This window comes from Phenylobacterium glaciei, assembly GCF_016772415.1.
Lineage (GTDB): Bacteria > Pseudomonadota > Alphaproteobacteria > Caulobacterales > Caulobacteraceae > Phenylobacterium > Phenylobacterium glaciei.
Genome location: NZ_JAGSGD010000001.1, coordinates 665,186 through 680,067, shown reverse-complemented (window position 1 = coordinate 680,067; position 14,882 = coordinate 665,186). Strand labels below are relative to the sequence as shown.

The window sequence follows — 14,882 nt, the reverse complement described above, 5'->3', positions numbered from 1 at the left end:
CTACTCCTCAAACACCTTCTTCAGCTCGGTCTTGAGGATCTTGCCGTTGGCGTTCCGGGGCAGGGTTTCGGGCCAGAACACGACCTTCACCGGGACCTTGAACCCCGCCAGCCGTTCCCGCACCCAGGCCCGCAGGTCGGCTTGCGTCGCCGTTCCCCCGGGTTTCAGATGCACGATGGCCGCCGGTTCCTCACCGAGCGTCTTGTGCGGAACACCGACCAGAGCCGCGTCCATGACGTCGGGATGGTCATACAAAACATTTTCGACTTCGACACAGTAGATGTTTTCGCCGCCGCGAATGAGCATGTCCTTGGCGCGGTCGATGATGAACAGAAAGCCCTCCTCGTCGATCCGCGCCAGGTCACCCGTGCGCAGCCAGCCGTCGACGAAGGTCTCAGCCGTGGCTTCGGGCTTATTCCAGTAGAGCTTCACCACCTGCGGGCCCTTGACCCACAGTTCGCCGACCGCCCCCTCGGGCAGGATCGTCACCCCGTCGGCGGCGTCACGGATCTGCATCTCCCCCACCGGGGCGGCGGGGCCGGCGCTCTCGGGGCGGACCGAATAGTCCTTGCCCAGGTGGCTGGTGAAGGTCGCCGTGGTCTCGGTCATGCCCCAGCCGTTGCCGGGCTGGGAGGCCGGGAAGACCTCAACGATCTTGCGCACCAGCTCCGGCGCCGAGGGGGCGCCGCCGTAGGACACCGCCGTCAGGGAGGACAGGTCGTACTTCTCGCGCGCCGGGTGCTCGATGAGCTGCCAGGCGATGGTGGGGACGCCGCCGGTGGAGCCAACCTTCTCGGCCTCGATCAGCCTCATCGCCGCCTCGGGCTCCCAGCGACGCATCATCACAATCTTGCCGCCGGCGTTCATGCTGGGGCTGAGATTGGCCGACAGGCCCGTGGCGTGGAACATCGGCACCACCAGCAGGGTGCAGCGCTGCGGCAGCTTGTGCGGGTCGCTCTCCGGCAGAGGCTGGCCGGCCCGCAGGAAGTTGCGGGCCGCGGCGATGCCGCTGGCCATGATGTTGGACGTCATGTTGCGGTGCGTGCCCAGCGCGCCCTTCGGCTTTCCTGTGGTGCCGGAGGTGTAGAGGATGGTGGCGTCGTCCTCGGGATCGATGGCGACGTCGGGCATCGGCAGGTCGGCGAGCGCCTTCCAGGCGTTGGGCTTGCCGATCACGTCCTCGAGCCGGCTGACCCGGCCGTCGCCGCGGGCCTCCGATAGGCGGGAGACATAGACCCTCTCCAGGTCGGGCAAATTCTTCAGATGGTCGGCCAGGCGCTCCAGCCGCTCGTCGTCGACAAAGGCCACCTTGGTCCCGGAATCGGCCAGGCCGTATTCCAGCTCCGCCCCGGTCCACCAGGCGTTCAGCGGGGTGACGATAGCGCCCAGCAGGATCCCGGCCCAGAAGGTCACCGGCCATTCCGGCAGGTTGCGCATGATCACCGCGACCCGGTCGCCCTTCTTCACCCCATCGGCTGCTAGCCGGTGCGCCAGGGTGAGGGTGGCCCGGGCATAGGCCTCGTAGGTCACCCGCTCGTTCTCGTTGATCAGGAACTCGCGCTCGCCGAAGGTTCTCCCACTGAGTAAGACGTCGCGCAGGGTCGGCGGGGCGTTCTTCCAGGTGCGGGTAAGCACACCCCGGATGACCTTCTCCTCCATCTCGAACCGTTGGCCAGGCGCCGTCAGCTGGGCGTGGGCTTCGGCAACGGTCATCACGGGCCAAACGGGCGCGTCGGTCATGGAAATCCTCGAAGGTCTTGGAAATGGAAGCTTTGAAATGTCTGGATATGCGAAGGGCGGCTCCCGCAAAGGAGCCGCCCCCACAATGTCGCGCCTTTCCGACACCGGAAAGGCCCTGGTCGTCGGAAGGCCTTAGGCCTTCTCGGTTTCCCGGGCGCCGCGCAGGGCGTCGTAGCCCTTCTTCAGGTCGGCAAGCTCGTCGGCGTACTTCTCCTGGGCTTCCTCGCGGAGGCGGGGGATGTGGTACTTCGGGAACAGATCGTTGTCGGGCGTGTAGTCCTTCATAACCTGCTTGGCCAAGGTCACCTTGTGGACCTCGGTGGGGCCGTCGGCGATGCCCATCACCAGCGAGCTCGTGACCATGTGCATGAAGGGCATTTCGTTGGAGACGCCGAGCGCCCCGTGCAGGTGGGCGGCCTTGGTGGCGATGTCGTTATAGACCTTGGGCATCAGGACCTTGATGGCCGCGATATCCTTGCGCACCAGGTTGTAGTCCTTGTGCTTGTCGATCAGCCAGGCGGTGCGCAGCACCAGCAGGCGGAAGCTTTCGAGGGCGATCCAGCTGTCGGCGATGTCGGCCTGCACCAGCTGCAGGTCGGCAAGTTTGCCGTCGCGGGTGTTCCGCGAGGCGGCGCGTTGGCACATCAGATCCAGGGCGTGCTTGCAGGAGCCCACCGTGCGCATGGCGTGGTGGACCCGGCCGCCGCCCAGGCGAACCTGGGCGATCACGAAGGCCGCCCCGCGCTCGCCCAGCAGGGCGTCATAAGGCACCCGCACGTCCTTATATTCCATGTAGCCTTCGTTACCGCCGCCAATCTCCCCGCCGCCGCCGACCGCCACATTGCGGATGATCCGCACGCCGGGGGTGTCGGTGGGCACAAGGAAGATGGAGGTGCGCCGATAGGGGTCTTTCGCGTCGGGGTCGGTGATGGCGTAGACCACCAGCACCTTGGCGTAGCGGGCGTTGGTGGAGTACCACTTCTCGCCGTTGATCACCCACTCGTTGCCGTCCAGGACCGCGCGGGTCTTGAAGGTCAGGGGATCAGACCCGCCGGTGGGCTCGGACATCGAGAAGGCCGAGCGAATCTCGCCGTTCAAGAGCGGCCAGAGATACTGCTCCTTCTGCTTGTCGGTGCCGTAGTGGGCGATGATCTCGGCGTTGCCGGTGTCGGGCGCCTGGCAGCCGAAGATGGTGGGGGCCAGGCCGTTGCGGCCGAGCTTCTCGTTCATGAGGCCGAGTTTCAGTTGGCCGAAGCCCTGTCCGCCCAGTTCGGGACCCAGGTGGCAGGCCCACAGGCCCTCATCCTTCACCTTCTGCTGCAGCGGCTTGATGAACTTCTCGCGGCCGAGCGGACCGTGGACCGCCAGGCCCAGGTGGCTCAGAGGTTCGACCTCCTCGCGCATGAAGTCCTCAATCCAGTCCAGCTTCTTCTGGAACTCCGGGTCGGTTTCAAAATCCCAAGCCATCTATGGCCTCCCATGGCGCCGCCGATTGCGGGTTGTTTTTCCTAAATCCGGTATGGCGTAGACCGACGCCCGACCAAAAATCCGCGACGCGACAGGCCCTTAGGCTGCCGGTCTGGTCGCCATTATCAAACGCTTGTTCGGGTTACGCAACGTCGCCTTTGCGTCAAACACAGGAAATTCTTGGCCCTACCCTCCTGGCGGCGACTGGTCTATGGCGAGGTTCGGCGAACTTGATGTTGAAACCGGGGCGCCGCTGCGGGCACGGTGGGGGCGTAACCCGCATGAAGGACCTGCCCATGACCCGGCCCGAAAAACTCGGCTTCTCCAGCGAACGCCTCGGCAAGCTCGATCGCTTCCTGGCCACCCGCTACATCGAGCCGGGCCGCATCCCCTGCGCCCAGGTGCAGATCAGCCGTCGGGGCGAGCTGGTCCACGAGACCCTGCTGGGCCAGGCCGACCGCGAGCGCGGCAAGGCGCTCGCCACCGACACCGTCTTCCGCATCTATTCGATGACCAAGCCGATCACGAGCGTCGCCTTCATGATGCTGGTGGAGGAAGGCCTGGTGGCCCTCGACGATCCGGTCAGCCGCTTCATCCCGGAGTGGAAGAACCTGGGCGTCTTCGCCGCCGGCATGACCCCGCAGTTCATGACCACGCCCCCGACCCGGCCGATGCAGATGATCGATCTGCTGCGCCACACCTCTGGCCTCACCTACGGCTTCCAGAACCGCGGCAATGTGGACGCCGCCTACCGCAAGCTGAAGATCGCCGACACCCACGGCCTGGACTTCGACGGCTTCGTCGCCGAACTGGCCAAGCTGCCCCTGGAGTTCTCGCCCGGCGAGGCCTGGAACTATTCGATCTCCACCGATGTCCTGGGCGTCCTGGTGGAGCGCATCTCCGGCATGCCGTTCCAGAAATTCCTCCAGACTCGCATCTTCGATCCGCTGAAGATGACCGACACCGGCTTCCAGGTCCGCGAGGAGCAGCGCGCCCGCTTCGCCGCCTGCTACAACGCCACCCCCACCGGGGCCTTGACCCTGCAGGACGATCCGGAGACCAGCCCCTATCTGACCGCCCCTAACTTCCATTCCGGCGGCGGCGGCCTGGTGTCGACGTCCAAGGACTACATGGCCTTCTGCCGCATGCTGGGGAACGGCGGGGTGCTGGACGGTCAGCGCCTGCTGGCGCCCAAGACCCTGAAGCTGATGGCCTCCAACCACCTGCCCGGCGGCCAGGACCTCACGGCCCTGTCGCGCTCGCTGTTCTCGGAGGCCACCAACGCCGGGGTCGGCTTTGGCCTGGGCTTCGCGGTCACCTTCGATCCGGTGAAGGCGATGCTGACCTCAAGCCCCGGCGAGTACTACTGGGGCGGCGCGGCCTCGACGGCCTTCTGGATCGATCCGGTGGAGGACATCCAGGTGGTGTTCATGACCCAGGTGCTGCCGTCCAGCGCCTACCCGATCCGCCGCGAACTGCGGACCCTGGTCTATTCGGCGCTCGTCGAACCCTAAGCCTTGGAGGGCGCCAGCGGCTGCCCGGCCTCGGCCACGGCCTCGGAGGCTTCGCTCTCCTCCAGGCCGCCAGGAGGGCTGAGGCCTGTCGAAGGCGCGTCGCCGTGCGGGCTGAACTTCATCAGCCGCGCACTGCGCCAGGGGCCCCAGCGATACCAGGACGCGGCCAGGACGCAGGAGGTGATGCTGCCCAGCGGGAAGCTCCACCAGATGGCGTCCGCGCCGATGTAGGGCATCAGGGTGTGGGCGAAGGGCACGCGCACGATCCACATCGAGATGATCATGGCGAACAGCGGCGGCCAGACCGACCCCGTGGCCCGCACGATCCCCGACAGCACGAAGGACACGCCGAAGGGGATGAAGCCCCAGAGCGCGAACATGTTGATCCGCATGGCAATAGCGTGGGACGGACTGCCCACCGGCAGGAACAGGTGCAGGATGATCGGCTCGATCAGGTAGATCACCAGCACCGGCCCGGCGCTGAGCAGGGCCGCGTAGAGCGAGCCGATCCCGGCGATCTTGTCGACCCGGTCCATCCGACCCGCGCCCACGTTCTGGGCGGCCATGGAGGAGACCGCGGCCCCCAGCGCCATGGCCGGCATCTGCACATAGGTCCAAAGCTGGGTCGCCGCCCCATAGGCCGCGGCCGTATGCGAGCCGTAGGTGTTGACCATGCTGATCATCAGCACCGCCGAGCCCGATATCACCAGCATCTGGAAGGCCATGGGCATGCCCTTGACCACGATGGTCTTGAGGATCTCCCACTCGGGCTTCAGCAGCCGCCACTCGTCGCGGCGCAGCACCAGCACCGAGTTGGTGCGGTAAAGATAGACCAGGATGATCCCCAGGGTGATGGTCTGGCTGGTGAGGGTCGACATGGCCGAGCCGGCGATCCCCATGCGCGGGGCGGGCCCGAAGCCGGTGATCAGGATGGGGTTGAGGATGACGTCCATCCCCACCGCGAACAGCGAGAAATAGAAGGGTGTGCGACTGTCGCCGGCCCCGCGCTGGGCCATCATGACGAAGGAGAAGAAATACATGAACGGCATCGCCAGGAAGATCACCCGCAGATAGGTGATCGCGTCCTGGACCGCGTCCGCCGGCGTGCCCATGGCGCGCAGGATGGTGGGCGTGAGCGTGTAGCCCCCTACTCCGACCGCGATCGACAGCACGAGGAAGAAGGTGACGGCCGTGCCGATCACCCGCTTGACCATCGGCATGTCGCCGGCCCCGATCGACTGGCCGATCAGCAGGTTGGCCGACATGCTGACCCCGAAGGCCGCCCCCAGCATCAGGAAGAAGATGATGTTGGCGTTGGAGGTGGCGGTCAGCGCCGCCTCCCCCAGGACATGGCTGACCCAGATGGCGTTGGCCGAGCCGTTCAGGGATTGCAGGATGTTGGAGCCCATCACCGGCAGGGCGAAGGCGATCAGGGTCGGACCGATGGGGCCGGTGGTCAGGTCCTTGCCGCCGAAGCGCCCGCCCGGACCGCCGGGACCGCGAGGGCCGCCGGGCGGGAAGCCGGGCCGCGCCCCACCTGAGGGGGCCGCAACAGGCCCATCGCTTGAACTCGAAACCACGGCCATCCCCAAGGCGCGACGCGCGCCGCCCGCCATCGACTGGTCCCCGAAAATGCGGAGGCGCGGCGTGATCCCCGAAAATGCCAGGGAGCGAGTTGAGGAGACATTAGGCGCCCCATCCCCGCGCCTCAAGCGCGGCCCTTGCGAAAAAGCGTCACGGCCCACACGAATTGAGCCCGACGCGATCTCCTGTTAGAGGCACGTCCTGCGGGAATTGACGTGGCAAGACCGCCGCCATCGCTTACGAAAGACTCCATGAAAATCCTTGTTACGGGCGGCGCCGGGTTCATCGGGTCGGCGGTCGTGAGACGAGCCGTGGCGGACGGCCATGAGGTGGTCAACCTCGACGTCCTGGCCTACTCGGCCAATCTGGAGAATGTGGCCGAGGTCTCGGCCTCGCCGCTCTACGCCTTCGAGCAGGCCGACATCTGCGACGCCCCGGCGGTGAAGGCGATCTTCGCCCGTCACCAGCCCGACGCGGTGATGCACCTGGCCGCCGAGAGCCACAACGATCGCGCCATCGACGGGCCGCTGGACTTTGTGCGCACCAATGTCATGGGCACCGCCGTCCTGTTGGAGGCCGCCCGCGCCTACTGGATGGACCTGGAGCCCACCAAGAAGGCTGGCTTCCGCTTTCACCATGTCTCCACCGACGAGGTGTTCGGGGCCCTGGGTGAGAGCGGCGCCTTCACCGAAGAGACGCCCTACGATCCCAACTCGCCCTATTCGGCCAGCAAGGCCGGCGCCGACCACCTGGTGCGCGCCTGGAACCGCACCTTCGGCCTGCCGGTGGTGATCACCAACTGCGCCAACAACTACGGCCCCTTCCAGTTTCCGGAAAAGCTGATCCCGACCGTGGTGCTGCGCGCCATGGAGGGCAAGACCATCCCGGTCTATGGCGACGGTCGCCAGGTCCGCGACTGGCTGCACGTGGACGACCACGCCGACGCTCTGCTGACCGTCCTGCAGAAGGGCCGGCTGGGGGAGACCTATTGTGTGGGCGGCGACTCGAACCTGCGTAACATCGAGGTCATCAAGATCCTCTGCGCCCACCTGGACAGGCTGGCCCCGGCCAACGTCCCGCACGCCGAACGGATCGCCTTCGTGGCCGACCGTCCAGGCCACGACTTCCGCTATTCCATCGACGCTTCCAAGCTGATGCGCGAACTGGGCTGGGAACCGAAGACCGACCTGGCCGCGGGCCTGGAGGACACCGTGCGCTGGTACGTCGAGAACCGCGCCTGGTGGGAAGCCATCCGCGAACGCGGCTTTGAGTCCGAGCGCCTGGGCCTCGCCACCGCATGACCACGACGATCCTGCAGTTCGGCGCCACCGGGCAGCTGGCCCGGGAGATGCTGCTCCGCTCCAGCGGCGGAGTGACGATCAAGGCCCTGTCGCGCGCGGACGTCGACGTCACCGACACTGACGCCGTGGCCCGCGCCATCGGCGAGGCGCTCGACGTCGACCTGGTGTTCAACGCCACCGCCTATGCCGCCGTCGACAAGGCCGAAAGTGAGCCGGACCTCGCCTATGCCGTGAACGCCAGGGGCCCCGAGGCCATGGCCAAGGCCTGCCAGGCCCGCGGCGTGCCGATGATCCACATCTCCACCGACATGGTGTTCGACGGCGAGAAGAGCGGTCCCTACGTCGAGACCGACGCCACCAACCCGCTGCATGTCTACGGCGCCTCCAAGCTGGCCGGCGAGCAGGCGGTGCTGGAACATTGCGACCGCGCCCTGGTGGCCCGGGTCTCCTGGCTGTTCTCGGCCTTCGGGCAGAACTTCCTGCAGATGATGCTGAAACTCGCCGACACCCAGCCCCTGCTGAAGATCGTCGACGACCAGCGCGCCCGGCCCACCGCCAGCGGCGACGTGGCCGGCTTCATGCTCAGCCAGGCCCAACGGCTGTCGCGCCTGCCGGCCGGCGCGCCGGAATGGGGCCTGCTGCACCTGGTCAATGCCGGCGTCGCCACCCGCTTCCAGATGGCCCAGGCGATCTTCGAACTGGCCCGCCCAGACCAGCCCCTGCCCACCATGGCGCCCGTCCCCACCAGCGCCTTCCCCACCCCGGCGCGGCGTGCGTTGAATTGCGAACTGGACACGGTGAAGCTCAAGGGGGTCTTTGGTCTGACGCTGCGGCCGTGGCGCGAGGCGCTGGAGGACACCATCGAAGACCTGAACGCTGCGGCGGTGAACGCATGAGGCGCGGCATCATCCTGGCCGGCGGGTCGGGCACGCGCCTGCACCCGCTGACACTGGCGGTCTCCAAGCAGCTGCTGCCGGTCTACGACAAGCCGATGATCTACTATCCGCTGTCGGTCCTGCTGCTGGCGGGCGTGCGCGAAATCCTGATCATCACCACGCCCGAGGACCAGTCGGGCTTCCAGCGCCTGCTGGGGGACGGCTCGCAGCTCGGCGTGCGGTTCGAATATGTCGTCCAGCCGACGCCGGGCGGCCTGGCCGAAGCCTATATCCTGGGCGAGGACTTCGTGGGCGGCGAGCCCAGCGTGATGATCCTCGGCGACAACATCTTCTTCGGCCAGAACTTCAGCCAGATGCTGCGCTCGGCCGACGCCCGGACCCAGGGGGCCACGGTGTTCGGCTACAATGTGCAGGATCCCGAGCGCTACGGCGTGGTGGAGCTGGGCGCCGATGGCCGGGCCCTGGGCATCGAGGAAAAGCCCACCCATCCGAAATCCAACTACGCGGTGACCGGCCTCTATTTCTACGACGGCCGCGCCTCGACCTTCGCCAAGACCCTGGAGCGGTCGGCGCGCGGCGAGCTGGAGATCACCGCGCTGAACCAGATCTATCTCGACAAGGGCGACCTGCATGTCGAGCTGCTGGGCCGGGGGTTTGCCTGGGAAGACGCCGGCACCCACGACAGCCTGATCCAGGCCGGCGAACTGATCCGCACCTTCGAGCAGCGTCAGGGCCTGCGCATCGGCTGCCTGGAAGAGATCGCCTTCCACCAGGGCTGGATCGACCGGACCCAGCTGCTGAAACTCGCCGACCGGCTGGCCAAGAGCGAATATGGCCAGTACCTACGCCAGCTGGCCGATCGGCCTCAGGGCTTTGAAGAACCGGCCGAATAGCTAGGCCAAGCGACTCTTAACTCGCCCATAGAGCAGGTAGACCACGACCCCGGCCGCGTTCCAGACGGCGAAGAAGATCATCGTCTTGGCCGACAGGCTGGTGAACAGGTAGAGGCAGCCTACCACCCCCGCCGGGCCGATCACCCACACCAGCGGCGTCCTGAAGCTGCGCGCCAAGGCCGGCGCCGAGCGGCGCAGGGCCAGGACCGCGATGATGGTGGCGATGAAGGCCGCGAGCGTCCCGGCATTGGCCAGGGACGCGATCTCCGACAGGGGCATGACGCCCGCGATCACTGCGGCGATCACGCCGGTCAGGATCGTCACCCGGCCTGGAACCCCGCGCGGGGTCACCGCCGCCAGCCAGCGGGGCAGCAGTCCGTCCCGGGCCATGGCGAAGAACACCCGGCTCTGGCCGAACATGAAGACCATGATCACCGTCGGCATGGCCAGCACCGCGGCGCCCGCCACCCAGGCCGCGGCCTGACCCTGGCCGATCTCCTTGAGCACGAAGGCCAGCGGCGCCGGGTCCCTGGAGAAGACGTCATAGGGCGAGGCGCCCAGCGCGCAGGCCGCCACCACCATGTAGATCAGGGTGCAGATCACCATCGAGCCGACGATGCCGATGGTCAGGTCGCGGCCGGGGTTCTTGGCCTCCTCGGCCGCCGTGGAAATGGCGTCAAAGCCGTAGAAGGCGAAGAAGATGATCGCTGCCGCGCCCATCACCCCCACCTTCTTGCCGTCGATTTCCTCGGCCCCGTAGCCGAAGGGGGCGAAGGGGTGGAAGTGGCTGGCCTCGAAGTGCGGCAGGGTCAGGGCCACGAAGACCGCGAGCGCCACCAGCTTCACGCAGACCAGCACGAAATTAACGGTGGCGCTCTCGCGGGTGCCCACCAGCAGCATGGCGGTGACCACCAGGGTGATGAACACCGCCGGCAGATTCACCAGGCCCCCCGCCTCAGGCCCGGCCAGCAGGTATTGCGGGATCGCCCAATGCGCCTGCTGGATCAGGCCGGTAGCGTAGCCCGACCAACCCACCGAGACCGCGCTGCAGACCAGCGTGTATTCGAGGATCAGGCTCCATCCGATGACCCAGGCCACGCCCTCGCCGAGCGTCGTGTAGGAATAGGCATAGGCGCTGCCGGCCTGGGGCATCAGGCTGGCCATCTCGGCGTAGCAGAGCGCCGCGCAGGCGCAGACCGCGCCCGCCACCGCGAAGGACAGGATCACCGCCGGACCCGCCAGCCCCGCCGCCACCCCGGTCAGGGTGTAGATGCCGGTGCCGATGATGGCCCCGATGCCCAGAGCCATCAGGTGGGGCCAGCTCAGCGTCGCCTTCAGCCGGTGATGGCCGTCGTTATGGGCCAATTCCGGGGTGATCGCCTTGCGGCGGGTGACGAAGCTCATGGGGGGTCCCCTGACCTGAACAGCGCCCCGACCATGACGCGGATCGCCGGTTAGCGGCAAGGGCTTGGCAGGGGCCGCGCCGGGCGCCAGCCTGAGCGCCCGTCGGAAGGACAATCCGCCATGCGCCGCCTGCTGATTGCTCTCGCCGTCCTGATGTTCGCGGGGCCCGCGCTCGCCGACGACAGGCCGCTGAACACCCTGGTGGCGGACTATGAGGCCTATGCCCTGGCCGACGATCCCATCACCGCCGGCGGCGAGGGCGACCGCGCCGCCCTGTCGCGCCTACCCGATGTGACGCCGGCCGCCGACGCCGGCCGCGCCAAGGCGCTGAAGGCGTTCCAGGTCAGGCTGGCCGGCATTGCTGCGGCCGGCTTGTCGGAGGAGGCCGCCCTGAACCGCGCCTTCCTGGCCTGGACCCTGGACCGTCAGGTTCAGAGCCTCGCCTTCGACGAGGCGCGCATGCCGTTCAATTCCGACGGCGGCTTCCATTCGACCCTGGGCTACCTGGCGGCCACCACGCCGATCCGCTCAAGCGCCGACGCGCACGCCTGGATCGACCGGCTGAACGCCATCCCCGCCTACTACGCCGCCAACATCGCAAACGCCCGGCGCGGCGTGAAGACCGGCTTCACCCAGCCGCGCAGCACCAACGACCAGGTCCTGGCCCGCGCTCAGGAGATGGTCGCCGCCCCGGTGGAGGCCGACGTCCTGCTGACCCCATTCCGCGACCTACCGCCCACGATCCCGGCGGCCGAGCAGGCGGCCTTGCGGGCCCAGGCCACGGCGATCGTGCGCGACAAGGTGCGCCCCGCGCAGCGGGATTTCGTGACCTTCCTAGAGAGGGACTACCTGCCCGCCAGCCGCAAATCCCTGGCCGCCCGCAGCCTGCCGGACGGGGAGCGCTACTACAGCTGGCTGGTCGCCGACCACACGACGACGACGATGACCCCGGACGAGATCCACGCCGCGGGTCTGACGGAGGTCGCCCGCATCCGAGCAGAGATGGACGGGGTGATCGCGCAGACCGGGTTCAAGGGGGACTTCAAGGCCTTCCTGGCCATGCTGCGCACCGATCCTCGTTTCTACGCCACCTCGCGGGAGGACCTGCTGGAGAAGGCCTCGCGGATCGCCAAGCGGATCGACGACAAGCTGCCGGCCTGGTTCGCCACCCTGCCCCGCCTGACCTATGGCGTGCGCCCCGTCCCTGCCGACATCGAGGCCAACTACACCACCGGCCGCTATTTCTCCGGCAGTCCGGCCCAGGGCGTGGCGGGCGGCTACATGGTCAACACGTCCAAGCTCGACCAGCGGCCGCTTTACGAACTGCCGGCCCTGACTCTGCACGAGGCCGTCCCGGGCCATCACCTGCAGATCGCGCTCGCCCAGGAACTGCAAGGCGTGCCGGCCTTCCGCCGCAACGCCGGGGTAACCGCCTTCACCGAGGGCTGGGGCCTCTATGCCGAGAAGCTGGGGGGCGAGATGGGCGTCTATCAGGACCCTTATGAGCGGTTCGGGCGGCTGTCCTATGAGATGTGGCGCGCCTGCCGGCTGGTGGCGGACACCGGTATCCACTGGAAGGGCTGGAGCCTGGACGAGGCGCGGGCCTGCTTCACCGACAATACCGCGCTCTCGCCCCTGAATATCGAGGTGGAGCTGGCCCGCTACGTCTCCTGGCCAGGCCAGGCTCTGGCCTACAAGGTGGGCGAGATGAAGATCGTCCAGCTGCGGACCAAGGCCCAGGCGCGGCTCGGCGACCGGTTCGACATCCGCCGCTTCCACGATGCGGTCCTGCTGGCCGGCCCCCTCCCCCTCGACCTGCTGGAAACCCGGATCAACCTGTGGGTGAAAACAGAACAGTCCAGATGAAACTTTTTGTTTCGGACCTACGTTGGATGGGCGACACTTCGTCATCGGTTCATTCACAATGAATCGCGCAATGTCCAAGCCTAGCTGCCTCCCCCCGAACCAAAGGCAGCAGCGGAGGAAACGAGTATGCCCGTAGCTTCCCTTGGCTCCATGAGCCGGAAGGGTCGACCGAGTCTTTACAGGATGGTCCTGATCGCGGGCTTCCTGAGCCTAAACGCGGTCTTCTGGTATCTGGCCATCAAGGCGGTCGCCTTCGTGAGTCTGCTCGCGACCCTCTAGGTCTCAGGCCTAGTCCGGCCAAAGTTCCTGCACGTCGCCCTTGCGGTTCAGCACCCGCACGGCCCGCTTGACCACGGTCAGCAGGCGCTCCATGCGCGCCGGCTCGTCATAGGTCATCGCGCCCTTGGCCAGGCCCTCCAGCAGGAAGCGTCCCAGATCACGGCTGGTCTGAAAGCGCGGATCCGCGCCGGCCTGGGCGAGCGCCAGGAACCGGTCGCCCACCTGGGCGCGGTCGAAAGCGCTCTGGGCGGCGGCCAGCCGGATCTTCAGCATGGACTCGGTGCGCGCGGCGGTTTCCAGCTCGGCGAAGGCGACGAACGGGATTTCGTGCAGCAACGCCCAGTAGGCGTCGATGGCGTGTTCCGAGGCGTCGACCCCGGGCGCGGCGGGCGCCGAGGCCGCCTGCTCGAACAGCCGGGCGCGTTCGACCTCGATATAGGTGACGGCCGATTCCACCAGCTCTTCACGGCTCGCGAAATGATAGAGCATCGCGCCCCGCGTCAGGTTCGCGGCGTCCGCGATCATGGCGTTGGTGGCGGCGTGATAGCCGACCTCTGCGAACAACCGCATGGCGGCGTCGAGGATGCGTGCTCGGGTACGCCGGGACTTCGGCGTCTCCTTCGCAGGATAGGTACGGGCGTCCATCGGGACCTGATTTTGGGGTGACCTGGGGAGGGTCGGCCTGGGAATCCCTTACCCCGAAAGGCCCCGCTTCGAAAGGGGCGCGATCGGTTTCATGAGACTGACATGCAATCAGCCTAACCGGCATGCGTTGGTTGCTCGCCATGAGGCCCTTGATGTCCGAATTCGGAATCCGGCGTTATCGCACCGTGTTCATTTCCGATGTCCATCTCGGGACCAAGGGGTGTCAGGCGGAGCTGCTGCTCGATTTCATCCGTCACATCGAGTGCGACCACCTGTTCCTGGTGGGCGACATCATTGACGGCTGGAAGCTGAAGTCGGGGTGGCACTGGCCGCAGAGCCACAACGACGTGGTCCAGAAGGTGCTGCGCATGGCCCGCAAGGGCGTGAACGTCACCTATGTCCCCGGCAACCATGACGAGGGCGCCCGCGAGTTCATCGGCGTCCACTTCGGCGGCGTGGTGGTGGCCCGCGACGTGATCCATGAAACCGCCGACGGCAAACGCTTCCTGGTTCTGCACGGCGACGAGTTCGACGGCGTGGTGCAGCACGCCCGCTGGCTGGCCTTCGTCGGCGACTATGCCTACCGGACGTTGATCGCGGTCAATACGATCTTCAACCGCGTCCGCCGGCGGCTGGGCTTCGGCTACTGGAGCCTCTCGGCCTTCCTGAAGACCCGGGTGAAAAACGCCCTGCAGTTCGTCGAGAACTTCGAGGCCGCCGTGGCCGACGAGGCCCGGCGGCGCGGTGTGGACGGGGTGATCTGCGGCCATATCCACAAGGCCGAGATGCGCGACATCGACGGCATCGCCTACATCAATGATGGCGACTGGGTGGAAAGCTGCACGGCGCTGGTGGAACACAGCGACGGCCGGCTGGAGATCCTGGAGTGGGCCAAGATCCGCTCCTGGTCGGCGATAGACCGGACCCTGCCGGATATGCTGCCCTCCCCTGCGGCGGCGGCGGCGTAACGGCGTTTTCTTGACAGCTCGCCCGAACTGACGACAGTGCCGCTGTCATGACCATGCCCCCCACGCGATACGTCTCCAATCTGCGCGATCGCCAGAAGGCCGAGACCCACGACCAGATCCTGCGCGCCGTGGCCACCCGGCTGGAGTCCGGCGGGCTGGAGGAGCTGAGCTTCGCCGAGATCGCCGCCGAGGCGAAGGTGGGCGAACGCACGGTCTATCGCCACTTCCCCACCCGCGAAGCCTTGATGGGCGCCTTTTGGGCCTGGCTGCAGACCCAGGCGCTCACCCCGCCCAGGCCGTCGCGCACCCGGGTCCGCGACGCCAT

The 14,882-nt window shown here is 67.1% G+C and carries 12 protein-coding genes and 1 pseudogene; 8 read left to right on the top strand and 5 right to left on the bottom strand.

The window, feature by feature from the left end; translation table 11 throughout:
• Both JKL49_RS03290 and JKL49_RS03285 read right to left on the bottom strand, forming a co-directional pair.
• The gene (locus JKL49_RS03290) at positions 1-1,740 is read right to left on the bottom strand and encodes a class I adenylate-forming enzyme family protein (protein WP_215338283.1); all 1,740 of its coding nucleotides are present in this window, start codon (positions 1,738-1,740) and stop codon (positions 1-3) included.
• 132 nt (positions 1,741-1,872) lie between these two features.
• Positions 1,873-3,207 carry an acyl-CoA dehydrogenase family protein gene (locus JKL49_RS03285; RefSeq protein WP_215338282.1) on the bottom strand — a complete coding sequence of 445 codons (1,335 nt, stop codon included), beginning with the start codon at positions 3,205-3,207 and terminating at the stop codon, positions 1,873-1,875.
• Positions 3,208-3,488: 281 nt separating this feature from the next.
• Here JKL49_RS03285 and JKL49_RS03280 point away from each other — a divergent pair, with 281 nt between their 5' ends.
• A complete protein-coding gene (locus JKL49_RS03280) occupies positions 3,489-4,721 on the top strand; it encodes a serine hydrolase domain-containing protein (RefSeq protein ID WP_249778014.1) in 1,233 nt (410 codons plus the stop codon).
• Here the strand turns inward: JKL49_RS03280 and JKL49_RS03275 are convergent.
• On the bottom strand, positions 4,718-6,301 hold the full coding sequence (locus JKL49_RS03275; protein WP_347340348.1) for an MATE family efflux transporter: 1,584 nt from the start codon (positions 6,299-6,301) through the stop codon (positions 4,718-4,720). The two genes, JKL49_RS03280 and JKL49_RS03275, sit on opposite strands and share 4 nt — an antisense overlap.
• Positions 6,302-6,556: 255 nt before the next feature.
• Between JKL49_RS03275 and rfbB the strand changes: the two genes are divergently transcribed.
• The 3 genes from rfbB to rfbA are packed head-to-tail and all read left to right on the top strand — an operon-like array spanning position 6,557 to position 9,395.
• Positions 6,557-7,606 carry a dTDP-glucose 4,6-dehydratase gene (rfbB, locus tag JKL49_RS03270; RefSeq protein WP_215338281.1) on the top strand — a complete coding sequence of 350 codons (1,050 nt, stop codon included), beginning with the start codon at positions 6,557-6,559 and terminating at the stop codon, positions 7,604-7,606.
• Positions 7,603-8,502: a dTDP-4-dehydrorhamnose reductase gene (gene rfbD / locus JKL49_RS03265; protein WP_215338280.1), complete on the top strand. Its 900-nt coding sequence runs from the start codon at positions 7,603-7,605 to the stop codon at positions 8,500-8,502. Before rfbB ends, rfbD begins: the two co-directional genes overlap by 4 nt.
• Positions 8,499-9,395 carry a glucose-1-phosphate thymidylyltransferase RfbA gene (rfbA, locus tag JKL49_RS03260; RefSeq protein WP_215338279.1) on the top strand — a complete coding sequence of 299 codons (897 nt, stop codon included), beginning with the start codon at positions 8,499-8,501 and terminating at the stop codon, positions 9,393-9,395. The genes rfbD and rfbA overlap by 4 nt, the downstream gene beginning before the upstream one ends.
• Here rfbA and JKL49_RS03255 read toward each other — a convergent pair whose 3' ends face one another.
• Positions 9,396-10,799: an amino acid permease gene (locus JKL49_RS03255; RefSeq protein ID WP_215338278.1), complete on the bottom strand. Its 1,404-nt coding sequence runs from the start codon at positions 10,797-10,799 to the stop codon at positions 9,396-9,398.
• Between the two features lie 120 nt (positions 10,800-10,919).
• On the opposite strand from JKL49_RS03255, the gene JKL49_RS03250 reads away from it, so the two are divergent.
• Together JKL49_RS03250 and JKL49_RS03245 are read left to right on the top strand one after the other, a co-directional pair.
• Positions 10,920-12,665 (top strand): DUF885 domain-containing protein, encoded by a 1,746-nt coding sequence (locus JKL49_RS03250; protein WP_215338277.1) that lies wholly within the window; start codon positions 10,920-10,922, stop codon positions 12,663-12,665.
• Positions 12,666-12,791: 126 nt separating this feature from the next.
• Positions 12,792-12,944 carry a hypothetical protein gene (locus JKL49_RS03245; RefSeq protein WP_215338276.1) on the top strand — a complete coding sequence of 51 codons (153 nt, stop codon included), beginning with the start codon at positions 12,792-12,794 and terminating at the stop codon, positions 12,942-12,944.
• Between the two features lie 9 nt (positions 12,945-12,953).
• Here JKL49_RS03245 and JKL49_RS03240 read toward each other — a convergent pair whose 3' ends face one another.
• Entirely contained in the window at positions 12,954-13,589 is a 636-nt protein-coding gene (locus JKL49_RS03240) for a TetR/AcrR family transcriptional regulator (RefSeq protein ID WP_249778013.1), read from the bottom strand.
• A gap of 149 nt (positions 13,590-13,738) precedes the next feature.
• Here JKL49_RS03240 and JKL49_RS03235 point away from each other — a divergent pair, with 149 nt between their 5' ends.
• Both JKL49_RS03235 and JKL49_RS21160 read left to right on the top strand, forming a co-directional pair.
• The gene (locus JKL49_RS03235) at positions 13,739-14,557 is read left to right on the top strand and encodes a UDP-2,3-diacylglucosamine diphosphatase (RefSeq protein ID WP_430700831.1); all 819 of its coding nucleotides are present in this window, start codon (positions 13,739-13,741) and stop codon (positions 14,555-14,557) included.
• Positions 14,558-14,604: 47 nt separating this feature from the next.
• A pseudogene (locus JKL49_RS21160) lies at positions 14,605-14,799 on the top strand (TetR/AcrR family transcriptional regulator); the annotation flags it as partial.
• Positions 14,800-14,882: the final 83 nt, after the last annotated feature.

Excerpts from the sequence above, each read along its gene's own strand:
- rfbD (WP_215338280.1), top strand. The coding sequence starts at position 7,603 with ATGACCACGACGATCCTGCAGTTCGGCGCCACCGGGCAGCTGGCCCGG.
- JKL49_RS03245 (WP_215338276.1), top strand. The coding sequence starts at position 12,792 with ATGCCCGTAGCTTCCCTTGGCTCCATGAGCCGGAAGGGTCGACCGAGT.
- JKL49_RS03280 (WP_249778014.1), top strand. The coding sequence starts at position 3,489 with ATGAAGGACCTGCCCATGACCCGGCCCGAAAAACTCGGCTTCTCCAGC.
- JKL49_RS03240 (WP_249778013.1), bottom strand. The coding sequence starts at position 13,589 with ATGGACGCCCGTACCTATCCTGCGAAGGAGACGCCGAAGTCCCGGCGT.
- rfbB (WP_215338281.1), top strand. The coding sequence starts at position 6,557 with ATGAAAATCCTTGTTACGGGCGGCGCCGGGTTCATCGGGTCGGCGGTC.
- JKL49_RS03290 (WP_215338283.1), bottom strand. The coding sequence starts at position 1,740 with ATGACCGACGCGCCCGTTTGGCCCGTGATGACCGTTGCCGAAGCCCAC.
- rfbA (WP_215338279.1), top strand. The coding sequence starts at position 8,499 with ATGAGGCGCGGCATCATCCTGGCCGGCGGGTCGGGCACGCGCCTGCAC.
- JKL49_RS03250 (WP_215338277.1), top strand. The coding sequence starts at position 10,920 with ATGCGCCGCCTGCTGATTGCTCTCGCCGTCCTGATGTTCGCGGGGCCC.
- JKL49_RS03285 (WP_215338282.1), bottom strand. The coding sequence starts at position 3,207 with ATGGCTTGGGATTTTGAAACCGACCCGGAGTTCCAGAAGAAGCTGGAC.
- JKL49_RS03255 (WP_215338278.1), bottom strand. The coding sequence starts at position 10,799 with ATGAGCTTCGTCACCCGCCGCAAGGCGATCACCCCGGAATTGGCCCAT.